Raw genomic sequence first — 14,778 nt, forward strand, 5'->3', positions numbered from 1 at the left:
CGATGGCGGAGGTACAGCGATGAAGGGCGACTTCACCCGGCGGACGTTCCGTCCCGGCAACCACTACCGCGGCGTGCTGCTGCAACAGGGCCGGGTCGCGCTCGACGCCGACTGGAACGAGCAGCTGGACATCCAGCTGCACCTGGACGAGACCACCGCCCGGGACGCCGTCGGCGTCCACGGCGGGCCCAAGGACGCGGCCGGTTTCGCGATCACCACTCCCGAAGGCGGCACCCCGGCCGCCAGTCCCGGCGCGGACCTGACGCTGTCCACCGGGCGGTACTACGTCAACGGCGTGCTGTGCGAGATCGAGACCCCGGTGCCGCTCGCCGCCCAGCCCGAGCTGCCCGGCGTCCCGCTGCCCACCGACCCGGGCCGCTACGTCGCCTACCTCGACGTGTGGCGCGAACACCTCACCGCCCTGGAGCGCCCGGAACTGCGCGAGGTCGCCCTCGGCGGCCCCGACACCGGCACCAGGAGCCGTACCGTCTGGCAGGTGCGGCTGGAACCGGCCCCCGGCCCCGAGGCGGTGCCCGCCGACGTCGCCGCGCCATGGGTACCGAGCGGCAGCCGGCCGTCCGGGCGGCTGCGGGCCCGCGCCGAGCCCGACCCCACCGCCGGCACGCCGTGCGTCATCCCGCCCTCCGCCGGCTACCGCCGCCTGGAGAACCAGCTGTACCGGGTCGAGATCCGCGAAAGCGACGACGGCGTCCCGTCGTTCGTGTGGTCGCGGGACAACGGCTCGGTGGCCGCCCTGGTGGTACGCCTGACCACCGACGGGACCGCCACCACTCTGGCGATCGACACCCCCGCCCGCGACGAACGGCTCGGCTTCGCCAAGGGCGACTGGGTGGAGGTCTGCGACCTGGCCCGCACCCGGCGCGGCGAACAGGGCTTCCTGGGCCGCCTCGACGAGGCCGACGGCACCACGCTGCGCGTGACGGAATGGAGCGGCCCCGCCCCGGCCGACGGGGACCTCGCCGACCCGGTCGTCGTACGGCGCTGGGACTCGCCCGGCGCCCTACCCGTCCGCGACGGATGGGTCGGCCTGGAGGACGGCGTACAGATCCAGTTCGAGGACTACCGTTGGCACCGCACCGGCGACTACTGGCTGATCCCGGCCAGGACCGCCGTCTGGGACGACACCGACCTCGACCCGGATCTCGCCGGCACCGTGGAATGGCCTCGCGACCCCGACGGCACACCGGTGTTCCGGCCCCCGGACGGCATCGAGCACCACACCGCCGCCATCGCCCTGCTGGACCTCAAAGACGGTGCCTGGACCACGGCATACGACTGCCGAGCGCTGTTCGCCCCGCTGGCCGAGACACGCCCCGACCCGTCCACGCCGCCCTTCGCCCCCGGCCTGCACGTCGTGCAGGTGCTGCTGACGGGCGCCGGCCGCGAGCTGCGCAACGACACCGGGATCAGCCAGACCGACCTGCTGGGCGGCCTGGCCGTGGCACTGGACGGCCCGCCCGTCCCGGTGACCGCCGGCAGCCCGGTGCTCACGGTCACCATGGACCTGCCGTTTCCGCTGTCGTCCGCCGACCGCACCGACTGGCCCCTGCCGGCCGGCACCGTCCTGGGCACCCAGCCGCTGACGCTGGCCGGCCGCACCGCCGTCGTCGGCCAGCAGCTCACCTGGGAACCGGCCGACCCACTCCACGGCTGGCTGGACCAGCTGGCGAGCCGGCTGCTCGAGAGCGCGCCGGCCTACCGGCTCTACTGCCGTCTCACCGTCAGCGGACGTGCCGTGATCCACGCGGACCACCCCGACCGGGTCCTCAACGGGCTGGCGCTTCCCCGGGTCCGCCCCGAGGACGGTGGCACCGACCTGGTGCTGCCGACCGTGGACGACGTGCGCGGCGCCGACTTCACCTGCTGGTTCTGGGTGCAGCTTTCCCGCGATCCCGCGGTGTTCGACAAATCCTTGTTCGACCAGGGGTTTTTCCAGTGATCTGCCGATGGCAGCGAGCCGACGAGGAGACACGGCGATGACACTCGACAAGAACACGGCCAACAAGGCCCCCGGCGACCCGGTCCGGTCCGCCGACTGGAACGACCTCGCGGCGGCCGTACTGCGGCACGAGACGGACAAGCTCGACATCTCGGGCGGCACGGTGACCGGCTCGCTCACGGTGCAGGGCGGGCTGACCGCACCTCAGTCCCTCGGCGTGCAACTGCTGAAGCCGGACAACGGGCAGGTGAATTTCGACAACATCGGGATCGCCTGGCGTGGCATGGCCACGATGATCAGTCAACAGATCCAGTTCCAGACGGACACCACCCTGCTGCTCATCGGCCACGGCCACGGCACCACCCCGAGCGTGAGCGAAGCACTGACCATGCGCATCGTGGTTGACGGGGTAGCCACCAACAGCGAGGGCGCCAACGATTGGGGATCCGGCTATCTGGCCGTTCAGGAGGGCACATGGGTACCGGTCACCGCGATCGGCACCGTCCAGGTGCCCGCAGGCAGTCACACCGTGCAACTCACGGCCACCTGCTCCAACACAGTGTCTGCGTCCCTGCGCGCACCGACACTGTGGGTCATCCGGCTGGGCGCCCGCGTCCCCAGCTGACCCGCCGGACGGCGTCCGCGAACGCCGGGTGGTCGCGCAGCGTGTCCAGCAGCGCCGGCACCAGGGCCTCGACACGGCCCTCGGCGACGGCGCGCGCGGTCGTCTCGTCCACCTCGACGACGAGGGTGTCGATGGCGACGGTCACTTCGGTGGTCACGTGTCGTCCCTCCGGTCCCGGTGGCAGCGGATCATTCTGGGAATCCCGGCCGAACTGTGTGCGGTGCTCCGCGTGCCCGGCCCTGAAGCGTGCCACCCGATTACTACCTTTTGCGCTTCTTCTTGGCGGGTTCCGCGATCACGCCGGCGGACGATGAACTGGAGGACGAGATGGACGCCGTCACCGCGTGGTCGAAGCTGTAACGGCCCTTTGCGAGGTCGACGTGCACAGCAGGGATCCCGGTCGCGGTCGCGGCACCGAGCGGTACCACGGTCTTCACGGCTTTCCCTCCTCGGCTGATGTTCAGCGTTGTCCAGAGGTACGAAGCGAGAAGCCTGGGCGTCGGGTCGAGCGGATCGCCGGCCCATCGTTCAGGGTGGTCGATGGCGTCGGGCAGGACCCACAAGTGCACCTCGTGTTCGATCGCATCTCGTGCGACACGTCCCAGGTTCTCGGGGGCGAGTATCCAATCGACCAGGTTGGCACGGAGCGCAGCGGCGTCGTCATCGCTCGTTGATCCGCCCTGCACCGCATGGTAGAGGGAGCTCCCGCCAATCGGAGTACCCCGCCCTTCGGCGTGCTCTTTCTGCAGATTGCGCAGCAGCAGCGCCAGCGTCCTGTCCTGGGACGGCGCCTGCTCACGGGCCCGCTTCAGACTGGGCTGTGCCTGCTGGCTGGGGGAACCGTGCTGGTCGCCGGTCCTGTTCCCGGAGATCACGACCACTCGTTGCTCCTCTGCGGAGAGACCGCCCCGCAGTTGCTCATATGCGGCGTCCCGCAGAGCCTCGCGGGACGCCTCGTCGCTGAAGAGCGGGCGGTACGGCCGCTCGAGCAGTTCCACCCACTGGTCCACGACCACCCCGGGCTCCCACGTCGACCGGAGGCTGCCGAGCTGTTCCCGGGTGATTCGCGTGGCGTCCACAATGTCACCGGCGGCTTTGACGACCTTCCTCTCGCTCGACCCCCTGACCGCGGCGTACTCCTCGTCGGCCTTCGCGATGTCCTCCTCGGCCGCCTTCCAGGCCGCCCTCCAATACGATGACCAGCGGCTCGCCGGGACCGTCCGGTCCTCCGGCAGGAGGGCCTGGTACTTGGAAGTCGCCTTCCCGCTGTCCTGACTGAGCAGATGAACTTTGTTCTTCTGGATGATCCCGTCCCGTAGGGACGTCACATCCAGCAGTCCCAGAGCCGGGCTGATCGCACCGCGGGCCACGGCCGTGGCCTTGGCCGAAGCCTTCGAGCGGGCAGCGCGGTTGCTTGCCGTCTCGGCGGTGTGGAGAGCGGCCCGGTAGGCGGCGGCTGCCTCCGCGAGCGCGCGGAGGTGAGCGGCCTCACCGTGTCCGAAGGCACTGCCGAGATCCTTGGCGCCACCTCCGCCGACTGCCAGTAGGTGTGCGTTGTGCAGGATCGAGTAGCCCCTCACGAGCGCGCTCAGCAGCTCGGACCACTCATGGGTGGGCAGGTGGGCCGTTCGGGCGAACGCCAGCAGCTTCCCCTGCTGCTCGCGCAGGTGGACCCAGGCGCTCCGCCGATGCACCGGCGGGTGGTCGGCGATCTGCCCACCGGCTCGGGACAGCCACTCCACCGCATCGGCCACGGAGTGGCCCGCCAGCGACTCCAGAGCACGCTTGCCCAGCGCGAAGGAGATGCGATGCGAGCCCTGTCCCTCGATGAACGCGGTCCTGGGCCGTTCCTTGGTGCTGAGGGTCACCTGGCGCAGCTTCACCTCGTTCATCGCGTACGCCGACGCCTCAGCACCGCCGGTCGCCACAGGGGCGACTCGGACGTCTGCGAGGAACCCTGTCTCCAGCTCGTCCAGAACAAGCTGGACGGGGACGCCCGTGTCGGTCACCGAGGGCTGTGCGACGTGCGGCTGCGCAAAAGTCTCTACCACCGAGTCGAGCACCGGGCCGTACTTCGGCGTGTAGGCGGGCGATACCTTATCGTCACCCCGCAGCGCGATCAGCTGTCGGGTCACGAGCGGGAAGGCCGTGGCGAGGGTCATCCAGAAATGGTCGACGGCATGGGCGTAGTTCTGGCCCAGACTTTCGCCGCGCTTGACGTCGACAAGCGTCTGCGCCGCCGTTGCTGCCTTCTTCCTGTCGGTATCGTCCAGCTGCCCGCCGGACTGGAGCCCGTTCTCCAGCTGACGCAGCGTCACCATCGCATCCGGCTCACCGTGCCCAGTTGCTTGGCCGTCGGCGTAGGTCGCGATGGGGCTGAGCTGGTAGGCACTCACATAGGCCCGCAGAAGCCGCGTCAGCACCTCCGCCCAGCGGTTCAGGGGCAACTGGCCTCCGGCCGACGAAAGTTGCGCTTCCGCGAAGACCCGCGCCCTGTCCCAGGCGCCAGGCTGCTCTTCCCAGCCCTTGGCGGTGTCACTCAGTTCGCGGAGCCGGTTGCGCAGGTAGTCGACCAGGACGTTCGCGGGGCGTCCCGCCAGGTTGGCGAGTGCCTCGCGCAACAGGGTCCACGCGGTGGTATGCGACCTCTGCGCCTTCTTGTTCTGCGTCTTCTTTCCGAAGCGCGTGGGGCCACGATCGGTGTCGCTGATCAGCAGACTGCGTACGGCCACACCGTCGAGCGGGTAGAGGCCGTCGGCCGAACGGGTTCCCCGCCAGGTGACCGCGATGTGCGCCATGAAGTCGCCGTCGTCGTCGTTCTTCTCCTCATCTTGCGTCACCAGCTGCATGTCGTCACCGGCAGACCGGTCTCCGTCCGCGTCCCGGTCCTTGTCGTCGTACTTCTTTTCTTCCTTGCCGCTGCCGCCGGACGGGTGTGGGTCCGACCCCTCGGTCCGTGCCCTCTTGCCCCGCCCAGGGGCGTCGTTCAGGCCGCGCTTCTTCGGGGCCGGTCTGGGAGAGGCCGCCGCAATGGCCATGCCTCCGTTACCTGGCGCGGGCGGGGGCCCGGCTTTCGTGAGAGCTGCCGCTGACGTCGCTGACGCCGCCGAGGACGTCGCCGGCGACACCGTTTTGGCGGCCTCGCCCTGGATTTTGAACATGTGCCGCGACGACGGCCCAGCCGATACGGATGTGGCCGGGCTCTCGCCAGGTGTCCCGGGCATCAGCGACCCCCTCCGCTCACCGCACCGTCCAACCGGTCAACTCCGCACCGGTCAAAGGGCGTTCCAACTTGGCGTACTCGGTGCGGGCGGCGGCCAGCAGGTGGTCCATGCCCAGCGGGCGGCCCGCGTCGGCGGCCAGGAAGGCTGCGCCGAGGGCGATGTTGCGGATGGTGCCGCCGGAGACGGACAGCCGGGCCAGGGCCGCCGGGTCGAGGCCCTCGGCGGGTGTCCGCTCGGGGAAGACGCGCTGCCAGATCTCCTCGCGGGCGGGCGCGTCCGGGAACGGGAAGGGGACCGTGAAGCGCAGCCTGCGCAGGAACGCCGGGTCGAGGGTGTCCTTGAGGTTGGTGGTCAGGACGGCCAGCCCCCGGTAGGCCTCGATGCGCTGGAGCAGATAGCCCACCTCGATGTTGGCGTGCCGGTCGTGGCTGTCCTTGACCTCGCTGCGCTTGCCGAAGAGCGCGTCGGCCTCGTCGAAGAGCAGGACGGCGCCGCCGGCTTCGGCGGCGTCGAAGACCCGGCTGAGGTTCTTCTCGGTCTCGCCGATGTACTTGTCGACCACCTGGCTCAGGTCGATGCGGTACAGGTCGAGCCGTAACGCGCCCGCGATCACCTCGGCGGCCAGCGTCTTGCCGGTGCCGCTGGGCCCGGAGAACAGCGCGGCGGTGCCCAGGCCCCGGCCGCTGCGGGCGGCGAAGCCCCAGTCCTCCCAGACGGTGAGCCGATGCCGTACGTGGGCGGCGATCTGCCGCAGCACCCGTACCTGGACCTCCGGCAGCACCAGGTCCTCCCAGCGGGCGCGGGGCTCGATCCGTTCCGCCAGGCCGCTCAGGGCGGGCCGGGCCTGACGGCGGCAGGCGTCCCACAACCGCGCCCCGGTCTCGTCCGGGTCGGCCGCCGTACCGTCGGCCGGTGGCGGAACCTGCCCGGCCACGGCGGCCACGGCGTCGGGGTCCAGGTCGAACTGACCGGCGGCCATGTCGATCCAGCGGTCCAGGCCCGCGGCGGCCGGGCCCAGGGCCTGCCGCCAGACGGTGCGCAGTTCGTCCGCCGAGGCGCGGCCGACCGCCACCTGGACGGGACGGCGCGGTCCGGGGCCGGCCAGGGGCTCACATGCGGTCACCACCACGGGCGCCGTCAGCCGGCCGGCCAGGTCCATCGCCGTCCGGCCGCACTCGGGCACCGCGTCGTCCACGTCGATGATCCAGCCGATCCCGCCCAGGACCGACTCCCGTTCGCACAGCCGCGCCAGCCGGTCCCGTGCCGCCGGTTCGGTCGGCAGGTCGGCCGCCCGCAGGCAGACCGGCCGCAGCCCCGCCGACCGGTATGCCGCGGCCGCGGTGTGCCGCAGACCGGCCCGCTGACGGCCGTGCACCAGCACCGGCACCGCCCCCGGCGCTCCTTCGGCCGACCAGATCGCCGCCACCGCCCGCGCGGCCTGCCGGAGGGCGGGGGACAGCGCCTCGGGCTCGGCGAGCGGCGCGGTGTGCGGTTCCAGTTCGGGGTCGAGGTAGGAGACACCGGTCAGCGCGTGCAGGATCCGTTCCTCGACGTACAGCGCGCTCGTCGTGGGGATGTCGGGATGGGCGAGCCGCAGCAGCGGTGTCCGGCGCAGCGGGCCCGCCGGGCTGAGGGCGCTCCAGTGCGCCTCGGGCAGCTTGGCCAGGCCCAGGGCGAAGGTCGCGTAGGTGCGCGCACCGTCGCCCTGCGCCTGCGCGCAGACGTGTGCGAAGGGCGTGTCGAGCGTGGGGCCCGCGGCCATCAGCAGCACGTCCCGCTCGAACGGCGACAGGCCGAAGCCGTCCGCGATCCGGTCCAGCGCGGGCGGTTCGGACATGGCACGCCGCACCCGGTTGCGGGTGCTCTGGGCCTTCCGCAGCGGCGCGGGATCGTCGTCGGCATCGAGCCGGCAGCGCAGGGTCTCCAGAGCCGCGACCAGGTAGCGGTGGTTGGCCGACAGCCAGGCGTCGGTGGGTTCGGCGGGCTCGGTGGGCTCGGTGGGTTCGCTCATCGGGCGCTCAGCCTCCGCCGCCTGCGGGAACCGCGGTCGACGGCTGCACCGTCACCACCCGGGTGACCACCGCGGGCGCCGGTGCGGCCGGGGGCTCCTGGGCGTCCAGCAGCACCACGGTCGCCTGGTAGGCGAGGGAGAGCCGGTAGGGGGAGTGGAAGAGCATCGACCACAGTTTGCTCATCTCCTCCACGTCCAGCGGCAGCAGGCTCGTGCGGACCACGTCCGGCTGCTGGTCCAGGTCCGCGTACTGCTGCCAGCCCGCCTTGTCCGTCTGCGCCGCCTGCTGGACCACGTACCGCACCAGTTCGCGGCCGAGCACCGGACGCGCGGCGAGCGTGGTGACCGCGAGCCCGAGCAGCCGCTGCGGTTCCAGCGCGGAGTCGTCGCCCGAGAAGGTCAGGAGGTAGTGCAGGTCGACCGCCTGCCTGGGGTGGTCCACCAAGGTGCCGTCGGCACGGCGGGTCGGCAGTGTGGACGCCGCCCAGGACGCGTTGGGGACGACCCGGTAGAGGTAGACGTTGATGCCGTGCGTGGTGTCGTCCGCCGCAGCCGCGAGGGTCCCCGGGCGCAGGGTGGTCACGGTGGCGTTCTCCACACCGCCGGGCCCGGCCGCCGCCAGCGACTCGCTCAGCAGCCGGCTGATCACGGCGGTGACCATCGCTACGGAGAGATGGTTGCTCATGCGTCACTTCCCTGGCCGCGGCCCGCGAGGTAGTCGGAGAGCGACAGCGGCCGGGTGCCGTCGGCCGGGTCGTGGCCCGGCCCGGGGCCGGCGGGCCGGGTGGTGCCGGAAGGGGCGGGCCGGGGCGCGGTCCGCAGCTCCACCCGGCCGACGTTGACGGTGATGTGAGGCGCCGCGGTGGCCCGCTGCGGCTCCGGGGGACCGGCCGCCGCGGCTGGTTGCACGGGGAGGGCCCGCCGCAGTACGGCGCGGACGGCGGCCGGGTTGTCAGCCGGCCGGCCGGCCGGCTCTCCCGGGGGGCGGACGGGTCCGGGGACCGGGCGCGTGTCACCGGCGGGCGGGGGAGCGGCCGCGCCACCGTCCTTCCGGCCGCTGACCGGCCGGCCGTGTTCGCCGCCCGGCACGCCGGACGCGGTGGCGGGCTCCCGTCCGGGGCCGGAGGTGTCCGCGTCGGTTCCGGTCGGCGCTTCCGACGCGGCGGACCCGTGGCCGGAACGGCGCCGCGGACTCCTGTCCACGGCGGCGCGCGGCTCCTCGGGGACGTCGCGATCCGCGGCGTCACGCACCCGGGGCGACGGCAGAGCAGGCTCCTCCGCGTCCGGCCGGTGCCTGTTCGGGGGCGGCGCGGGTGCCGGCCGCGCGGCGGCCCGCTCTCCCTGCGGAGACGTCCCGTCGCTTACGGACAGGTGCGGGGACAGGGGCAGCGGCGCGGGCGGGTGCGGGGGTGCGTCGGCGTCGGGGGTCCCGCGCACCGGGGCGTTCGGTCCCGTCGGCGCCGGTACGGGTCGCCCGGCCCGCTGTGCCCGTTGCGGGGCGTGCGGGGGTGCCGCGCCGCCGGCGGGGGTTCGCCGTACCGGCACGATCCCCGGTACGGGTCGCCCGGCCCGCTGTGCCCGCCGCGGGGCGTGCGCGGATGCCGCGCCGCCGTCAGCGGGCTCGGGTTCCGGGGCGATCGGCTCCGGTCGTCCCGGAACCGGTTTCTCGCCCTGCTGTCCCCGCGGCGGCGCCTGCGCGGATGCCGCGCCGGCGCCGGGCGGGCGCGTGTCCAGGGGCGCCCTGTCCGCCCGCGGGAGGCCGTCCACGGGCTTGGGCACGACAACCTCGAAACCGTCCTCGGCCACGGGTTCGAACCGCGATCTCGGCCGCGGTTCCAGCATCGGTACGAGGCCCAGGGCGCGCTCGACGAGGTCGGTCAGCAGCCCGCTCATCCGGCGGCCAGTTCCAGGTACGCGGCGCGGCGCGCCGGGCTGAGGGCGAGCACGTCCGGCTCGGTCCAGCCGTAGGCGCGGGCCAGCACATGCACCTCGTGGAGCAGTGCCAGAGCCCGGGTCTGGACCTCGGCCCACAGCAGGGCGGGGACGTCCAGGGCCGCGACCGTCGACGCCGCGCACACCGGGCAGTCCACGGCAAGGGTCACCGCGGCGCCCGGCGAGGCCTTCTCCATCGCGGCCTCGATCACCGCCGCGGCCTCCTCGTCGACGCCGTCCGCGCCGTCCGGCAGGCAGCGCGCGAGCAGCAGCCACCGGCCGGCCCGAGGATCGTCGGTGCCGGCCAGCGCCCGCAGGTCACCGGTGTCGGGCAGCCGGAAGGCGATGCGGACGCCGGCGACCTCCACCGCCAGCGGCCGCGTCGGGTCGTACCGCGGCCCGCGGGGCAGGGCTGCCGGGTGGACCGGTACGTCGAGCTGCTCGCCGCACCTTCCGCAGCGCACGCAGCCCCATAGGGCCGTGCCCGCCGCGAGCCGCTCCAGCGCCGTCGCCAACGTCGCGTCCCGCGCGCCCAGTTCGGTGCGCTCGGCGTCCTCGCGCCGCAGTCCGGTGACCGCGGACAGCAATGTCACGGCCCGGTCCAACGGGTCCTCGCGCAGCCCGCGTTCCCAGGCCGCGAGCGTCCACGACGGGTCCGCCGCGTCCACCGCCTGCCGCATCACGCGCGTCACCCGCCGGGCGGGGTGAAGCTCGGCTCGGTCGGCTCGGGTACGTCGAGGTCGCGTTCCCAGCCCTCGTTCTCCAGCTTGAGGTGCTGGATGGCTACGGCGTTGGCGTTCGCGTCGAGCTCGGGCAGCGCCTCGTACTCCGAGACCCAGCAGCGGAACACCTTGTAGGCGAGGGCGAGTTGGCCGGCCTCGTTGTAGACCTCGATCACGATGTCCTTGCGGAAGTCCCGCAAGGAGACCTCGGAGCCGAGACCGGAGCCGTGCGTCCAGACCTTGTTCGCCCATGTCTCGAAGTCCGTGTCGTGGGTGACGCCCCGCTCCAGCGTGATGGCCTGGTACTCGGTCCTGCCCGGCGACTTGCGGCTGCTGCTGGGATCCCCGCCGTCCCGGTGGGTGACCACCTCGGTGGTGCGGTTGAGCGCTCCGACCTTGCTGACGCCCGCGACATAGCGGCCGTCCCAACGCACCCGGAACTTGAAGTTCTTGTACGGATCGAAGCGCTGTGCGTTCACGCTGAACTGGGCCATGGTCTGCTCCTCGTGCCCGGTGCGGCCTACGCCTGGGCGATCTGCTGGATCTGCAGGATCACGAACTCCGCCGGGCGCAGCGGTGCGAAGCCGACGACGACGTTGACGCGCCCGAGGTTCACGTCGTCCGCCGTGGTGGTCTCGCGGTCGCACTTGACGAAGTAGGCGTCGCGGGCGGTGGTGCCCTGGAAGGCCCCCTGCCGGAACAGGCCCTGCATGAACGCACCCAGGTTGAGCCGGATCTGCGCCCACAGCGGCTCGTCGTTGGGCTCGAAGACCGCCCACTGCGTGCCCCGGTACAGGCTCTCCTCGATGTGGAGGGCCAGCCGCCGCACGGGCAGGTACTTGTACTCGTCGGCCAGTTGGTCCGCGCCGCGCAGCGTCCGCGCGCCCCAGACCACCAGTCCGGCGCCGGGGAACGACCGCAGGCAGTTGATGCCCAGCGGATTGAGCTCGCCGGTCTCCGCGTCGGTGAGACCGACCGCGAGATCGGCCGTGCCGGAGAGGGCGGCGTCCAGTCCGGCGGGGGCCTTCCACACTCCGCGCGAGGCGTCGGTACGGGCGATGACCCCGGCGATCGCCCCGCATGCGGGGAACGTGCCGAGCCGACCGCCCGCCGCCGGGTCGGCCTGGAGGAGGCGGGGGTAGTACAGCGCCGCGTTGCGCGCGTCCGGGCCGGTGAGCTGGAGGCCGGACAGAGTGGTGGCGGCGGTCGCCACGGTCATCCCGCCCGGGGGGTCGACGATGAGCACCGCACGGCGCCGCACGCAGTAGGCGAGCGCCGCCTGGTAGACGCCCGGCGGGGTGTCGCCTCCGGCGACGGGCGGCGGGATGCAGAGCAGGTTGAACAGGTCGGCCTGGTCCAGGGCGTACAGTCCGCCGTGGGTGGCCTGCAGCGCGGGGGCGGTGTAGTCGTCCTCCGTAAGATCGCCGCCGTCCGTGCCGGCGTCGGCCTCGGCGACGGCCAGCGGCTGGCCGGCCGCCGTCTCCCGGGGGCGCTTCGGGGGCAGGTCCGCCGGGTCTGGCACGCGCACCAGCCGTGACTCGGCCTGCAGCACCTGGTCCAGCCGCCGGGCGCCGGCGGTGACGGTGACGTTGCGGATGGTCTCCTGCTGCCCGGTGCTGCCGTCCGTGACGACGAGGTTGAACAGTTGGTCGGGCGTCGTGCCGAGCCTCGTGGCCACCTCGGTCAGGTCCACTGTGCTGTCGTAGACGACGGCGGCGGTCAACTGGTTGGCCCACGAACCGGGTTCGGCGGCCACCAGCACCAGGCCCGTGCCGGCGGCGATGTCGCTGCCGGTGTCCTTGTCGTTTCCGGTGTCCTTGGCGCCCAACATCGCCGCCGGGCGGGTGAGACGGGCGAAGGTCGCCTGGGCGGCGCCGGGGGACACCCGGACCACCAGAGCCTGACCGCCGCCGTTGGCGAAGAAGTCGCGGACCGCGGAACTCACCGTACTGTCCGGCGACAGCCCGCCGAAGATCCGCTGGTAATCGGCGAAGCCGTTGACGACCGTGGCCTGGTCCACCGGGCCACGTCGGGTCCTGCCGACGAACGCCGTGATGGAGGTCGCGACGCCGGTGATGGTCCGCACCCCGCTGGCGATCTCCTGGACGTAGACGCCGGGGTAGGGAGTGCTGGTGGTCACGGTGCTCCCCTCTCCGGGCCGTCGGCGCGGCGGGCCGCGCGCGAAGGCCGGACGGTCAGGCGGCCGGTGGCTCGCCGGTCGCGAGGCTACGACCACCTCCGTCACAAGGTCGTCACATTCGTGGCACCGTGTGTGCGACGCGTGATGAAGACAACGCGAAACCTGCACTCCGGTGACACCCGCGTCTATATATTTCTTGCGCAATTAAACAAGTTTCGAGGGGGGAGCAAGTGGCATGAGTGTCGTGCCCAAGCAGCCCGATGCGCCCATGACCAGGCGCGGACACCTGAAGCTGTTGGACGGCTTCCGTTTGGAGATAGGGGACGACGGGATTCACCTGGCCGACAGCGCCCAGCGGCTGCTGGCCTATCTGGCCATCCAGGGGCCGTCGCCGCGAACAGCCGTCGCGGGCACTCTGTGGGGGGAGGTGTCCGAGGAACGTGCGCTCGCCAGTCTCCGGACGACGGTGTGGCGGATCAACCAGTTGGTTCCAGGACTGGTCACCGGAGAGCACCGCCAGTTGGCGCTGGCGGCCTTCGTCAGCGCCGACGTGACCGAGTTCGCCCACCGGGTCACCGACCGGCCGACCGATTCCGGCAGCGGGAGCCAGGCCCTGCCGAATCTGCGGATCCGCGAGTTACTGCCCGGATGGTACGAGGACTGGGTGGTCTTCGAGCGGGACCGGCTCCGTCAACTCCACCTCCACGCGCTGGAGGCGGCCGCCACCGCACTGTGCACGGGCGGGGAGTACGCGGCCGCCTTGGACGCGGCACTCGCGGCGGTCCGCGGCGACCCGCTGCGGGAGAGCGCGCGGCGTGCCGTCATCCTGGTGCACTTGGCCGAGGGCAACCTCGTCGAGGCCCACCGTGAATATCAGCGCTTTCGTACCCTGCTGGTCGACGAACTCGGCGTGGAGCCCTCCGGCCGCCTCACCACCCTGGTGACGGAGCGGAACGGCGACCGGCGGCGCGGTGCTCCGGCACCAACCGTTCCCGTACCGTCCGTTCCCGTACCGCTGTTCGACCACCTCGGGGGAGGTGAGTACAACAGCGTTGTGCAGGGCCAATACAGGCCGGAAGACCCGTTACCACCTGCTGATTTCGGCGGAGGTATGCCCGCGCCGGGCCTCCGCCTGCGCGGCATGCAGACGCCCCCCTGACAGCGCGCCTCCCGCTTCGGCCGGGCGGGCCTCCGTCAGGGCCTGCTCGGCCCGAGCCGGCAAGTGAGCCGGCAAGTGAGCCGGCCCCTGATGCCGGCCAAGTCTTCGGCGCCGGCCCGCTCCTCGGCGTCGGCTCATCCCTCGTAGACGGTCAGGACCGCGCCGTCGACCTCGATACGGCGGCCCGCGCGCATTCCGTTGCGGCGCAGGGCGTCCAGGCACTCCTCGAAGAGGCTCAGTTCGCCGGCGTCCAGGATGGCCGCGGCCAGGTCCAGGAGTTCGGCGACCGACGCGTCGGTGAGTACTTCGGGCAGTTCTCCGGACAGCAGGACGACGGACTTGCCGTCGGGGTTTCGGACCACGGCCGTTGCGGGTCCGCCGTGCACGAACAACACATTTTCCCCCTGAGAGCCCGTGGTCGTGCGGCTCTCGCGTCCCGGGCAGAACGAGAGACTAGCCCTGGATCTTCCCGCTTTCGTGCGGAGTCGGATTCTTTTTCCGACTTGACGGAAGCGCGTACGAAAGTTGTTCGGTGGCGATCCGCCGGGGGCGGTCCGGGGCGGTCACTTCTCCCGCGGGGCGCGGTCCAGCAGGGACTCGACCAGCGCGGCGACATGGCGGCGGTCGTCGGACGACAGCTTCTGGACGCTCGCGATGAGCAGCGCGACCTCGGGGTCGGCGGCGGGTGTGTTCGGATCCGCGTCCGGTGAGGTGTCGTACACATGGATCCCGCAGGCCTCGGCGGCGGCGCGGCGCACCGTCTCCAGCGGGATCTCCAGCCCCTTGGCCAGGCCCTCCAGGGTGGTCGTCTGGGGCATGCGGACCACGCGGTCGGTGGTGGCCAGGTGGTGGACGGTGGAGCGGGGGATGGAGCCGCGGCGCGCTACGTCACCGTAGGACCAGCCCTTGCGGTCGAGGTGCTCACGGATCAACTGCTGCAGTGCGTTGGCCACTGACCGTCACTTCCTGCTCGCCGCCGGCGGAGTCCGCCATGTCGGGCCCGAT

The 14,778-nt window shown here is 72.2% G+C and carries 13 protein-coding genes; 3 read left to right on the forward strand and 10 right to left on the reverse strand.

Translation table 11 applies throughout. From position 1 onward, the window contains the following. Positions 1-19 precede the first annotated feature (19 nt). Together ACIPSJ_RS30640 and ACIPSJ_RS30645 are read left to right on the forward strand one after the other, a co-directional pair. Positions 20-1,960, forward strand: a complete 1,941-nt coding sequence (locus ACIPSJ_RS30640) for a DUF6519 domain-containing protein (RefSeq protein WP_401350873.1) — start codon at positions 20-22, stop codon at positions 1,958-1,960. 37 nt (positions 1,961-1,997) lie between these two features. Continuing rightward, positions 1,998-2,585 (forward strand): hypothetical protein, encoded by a 588-nt coding sequence (locus tag ACIPSJ_RS30645; protein ID WP_401350875.1) that lies wholly within the window; start codon positions 1,998-2,000, stop codon positions 2,583-2,585. On the opposite strand, the gene ACIPSJ_RS30650 is transcribed toward ACIPSJ_RS30645, so the two are convergent. From ACIPSJ_RS30650 to ACIPSJ_RS30685, 8 genes are all read right to left on the reverse strand, one after another. Continuing rightward, positions 2,554-2,742 (reverse strand): hypothetical protein, encoded by a 189-nt coding sequence (locus tag ACIPSJ_RS30650; RefSeq protein WP_401350877.1) that lies wholly within the window; start codon positions 2,740-2,742, stop codon positions 2,554-2,556. The genes ACIPSJ_RS30645 and ACIPSJ_RS30650 overlap by 32 nt on opposite strands. Before the next feature lie 103 nt (positions 2,743-2,845). Next, complete coding sequence (locus ACIPSJ_RS30655) at positions 2,846-5,623, reverse strand: hypothetical protein (RefSeq protein ID WP_401350878.1); 2,778 nt, start codon at positions 5,621-5,623, stop codon at positions 2,846-2,848. Between the two features lie 202 nt (positions 5,624-5,825). Then, complete coding sequence (locus ACIPSJ_RS30660) at positions 5,826-7,820, reverse strand: ATP-binding protein (protein ID WP_401350879.1); 1,995 nt, start codon at positions 7,818-7,820, stop codon at positions 5,826-5,828. Between the two features lie 7 nt (positions 7,821-7,827). Next, positions 7,828-8,505 carry a DUF4255 domain-containing protein gene (locus tag ACIPSJ_RS30665; RefSeq protein WP_401350880.1) on the reverse strand — a complete coding sequence of 226 codons (678 nt, stop codon included), beginning with the start codon at positions 8,503-8,505 and terminating at the stop codon, positions 7,828-7,830. After that, positions 8,502-9,713 carry a hypothetical protein gene (locus ACIPSJ_RS30670; protein ID WP_401350882.1) on the reverse strand — a complete coding sequence of 404 codons (1,212 nt, stop codon included), beginning with the start codon at positions 9,711-9,713 and terminating at the stop codon, positions 8,502-8,504. The genes ACIPSJ_RS30665 and ACIPSJ_RS30670 overlap by 4 nt, the downstream gene beginning before the upstream one ends. Next, the gene (locus ACIPSJ_RS30675) at positions 9,710-10,432 is read right to left on the reverse strand and encodes a hypothetical protein (protein WP_401350883.1); all 723 of its coding nucleotides are present in this window, start codon (positions 10,430-10,432) and stop codon (positions 9,710-9,712) included. Before ACIPSJ_RS30675 ends, ACIPSJ_RS30670 begins: the two co-directional genes overlap by 4 nt. Positions 10,433-10,440: 8 nt before the next feature. Then, on the reverse strand, positions 10,441-10,968 hold the full coding sequence (locus tag ACIPSJ_RS30680; protein WP_393664525.1) for a phage tail protein: 528 nt from the start codon (positions 10,966-10,968) through the stop codon (positions 10,441-10,443). Between the two features lie 26 nt (positions 10,969-10,994). Beyond that, positions 10,995-12,614, reverse strand: coding sequence for a phage tail sheath family protein (locus ACIPSJ_RS30685; protein WP_401350884.1), 1,620 nt, complete (start codon positions 12,612-12,614; stop codon positions 10,995-10,997). A 235-nt stretch (positions 12,615-12,849) separates the two neighbouring features. On the opposite strand from ACIPSJ_RS30685, the gene ACIPSJ_RS30690 reads away from it, so the two are divergent. Continuing rightward, positions 12,850-13,773 (forward strand): BTAD domain-containing putative transcriptional regulator, encoded by a 924-nt coding sequence (locus ACIPSJ_RS30690; protein WP_401350885.1) that lies wholly within the window; start codon positions 12,850-12,852, stop codon positions 13,771-13,773. A 134-nt stretch (positions 13,774-13,907) separates the two neighbouring features. On the opposite strand, the gene ACIPSJ_RS30695 is transcribed toward ACIPSJ_RS30690, so the two are convergent. Then, positions 13,908-14,135, reverse strand: a complete 228-nt coding sequence (locus ACIPSJ_RS30695; RefSeq protein ID WP_401350887.1) for a hypothetical protein — start codon at positions 14,133-14,135, stop codon at positions 13,908-13,910. A gap of 201 nt (positions 14,136-14,336) precedes the next feature. Then, positions 14,337-14,726 carry a helix-turn-helix transcriptional regulator gene (locus ACIPSJ_RS30700; RefSeq protein ID WP_362321076.1) on the reverse strand — a complete coding sequence of 130 codons (390 nt, stop codon included), beginning with the start codon at positions 14,724-14,726 and terminating at the stop codon, positions 14,337-14,339. Between the last annotated feature and the right edge of the window lie 52 nt (positions 14,727-14,778).

This window comes from Streptomyces sp. NPDC090088 (genome assembly GCF_044747345.1).
Classification (GTDB): domain Bacteria; phylum Actinomycetota; class Actinomycetes; order Streptomycetales; family Streptomycetaceae; genus Streptomyces.

Excerpts from the sequence above, each read along its gene's own strand:
- ACIPSJ_RS30640 (WP_401350873.1), top strand. The coding sequence starts at position 20 with ATGAAGGGCGACTTCACCCGGCGGACGTTCCGTCCCGGCAACCACTAC.
- ACIPSJ_RS30645 (WP_401350875.1), top strand. The coding sequence starts at position 1,998 with ATGACACTCGACAAGAACACGGCCAACAAGGCCCCCGGCGACCCGGTC.
- ACIPSJ_RS30655 (WP_401350878.1), bottom strand. The coding sequence starts at position 5,623 with ATGGCCATTGCGGCGGCCTCTCCCAGACCGGCCCCGAAGAAGCGCGGC.
- ACIPSJ_RS30660 (WP_401350879.1), bottom strand. The coding sequence starts at position 7,820 with ATGAGCGAACCCACCGAGCCCACCGAGCCCGCCGAACCCACCGACGCC.
- ACIPSJ_RS30665 (WP_401350880.1), bottom strand. The coding sequence starts at position 8,505 with ATGAGCAACCATCTCTCCGTAGCGATGGTCACCGCCGTGATCAGCCGG.
- ACIPSJ_RS30670 (WP_401350882.1), bottom strand. The coding sequence starts at position 9,713 with ATGAGCGGGCTGCTGACCGACCTCGTCGAGCGCGCCCTGGGCCTCGTA.
- ACIPSJ_RS30675 (WP_401350883.1), bottom strand. The coding sequence starts at position 10,432 with ATGCGGCAGGCGGTGGACGCGGCGGACCCGTCGTGGACGCTCGCGGCC.
- ACIPSJ_RS30680 (WP_393664525.1), bottom strand. The coding sequence starts at position 10,968 with ATGGCCCAGTTCAGCGTGAACGCACAGCGCTTCGATCCGTACAAGAAC.
- ACIPSJ_RS30690 (WP_401350885.1), top strand. The coding sequence starts at position 12,850 with ATGAGTGTCGTGCCCAAGCAGCCCGATGCGCCCATGACCAGGCGCGGA.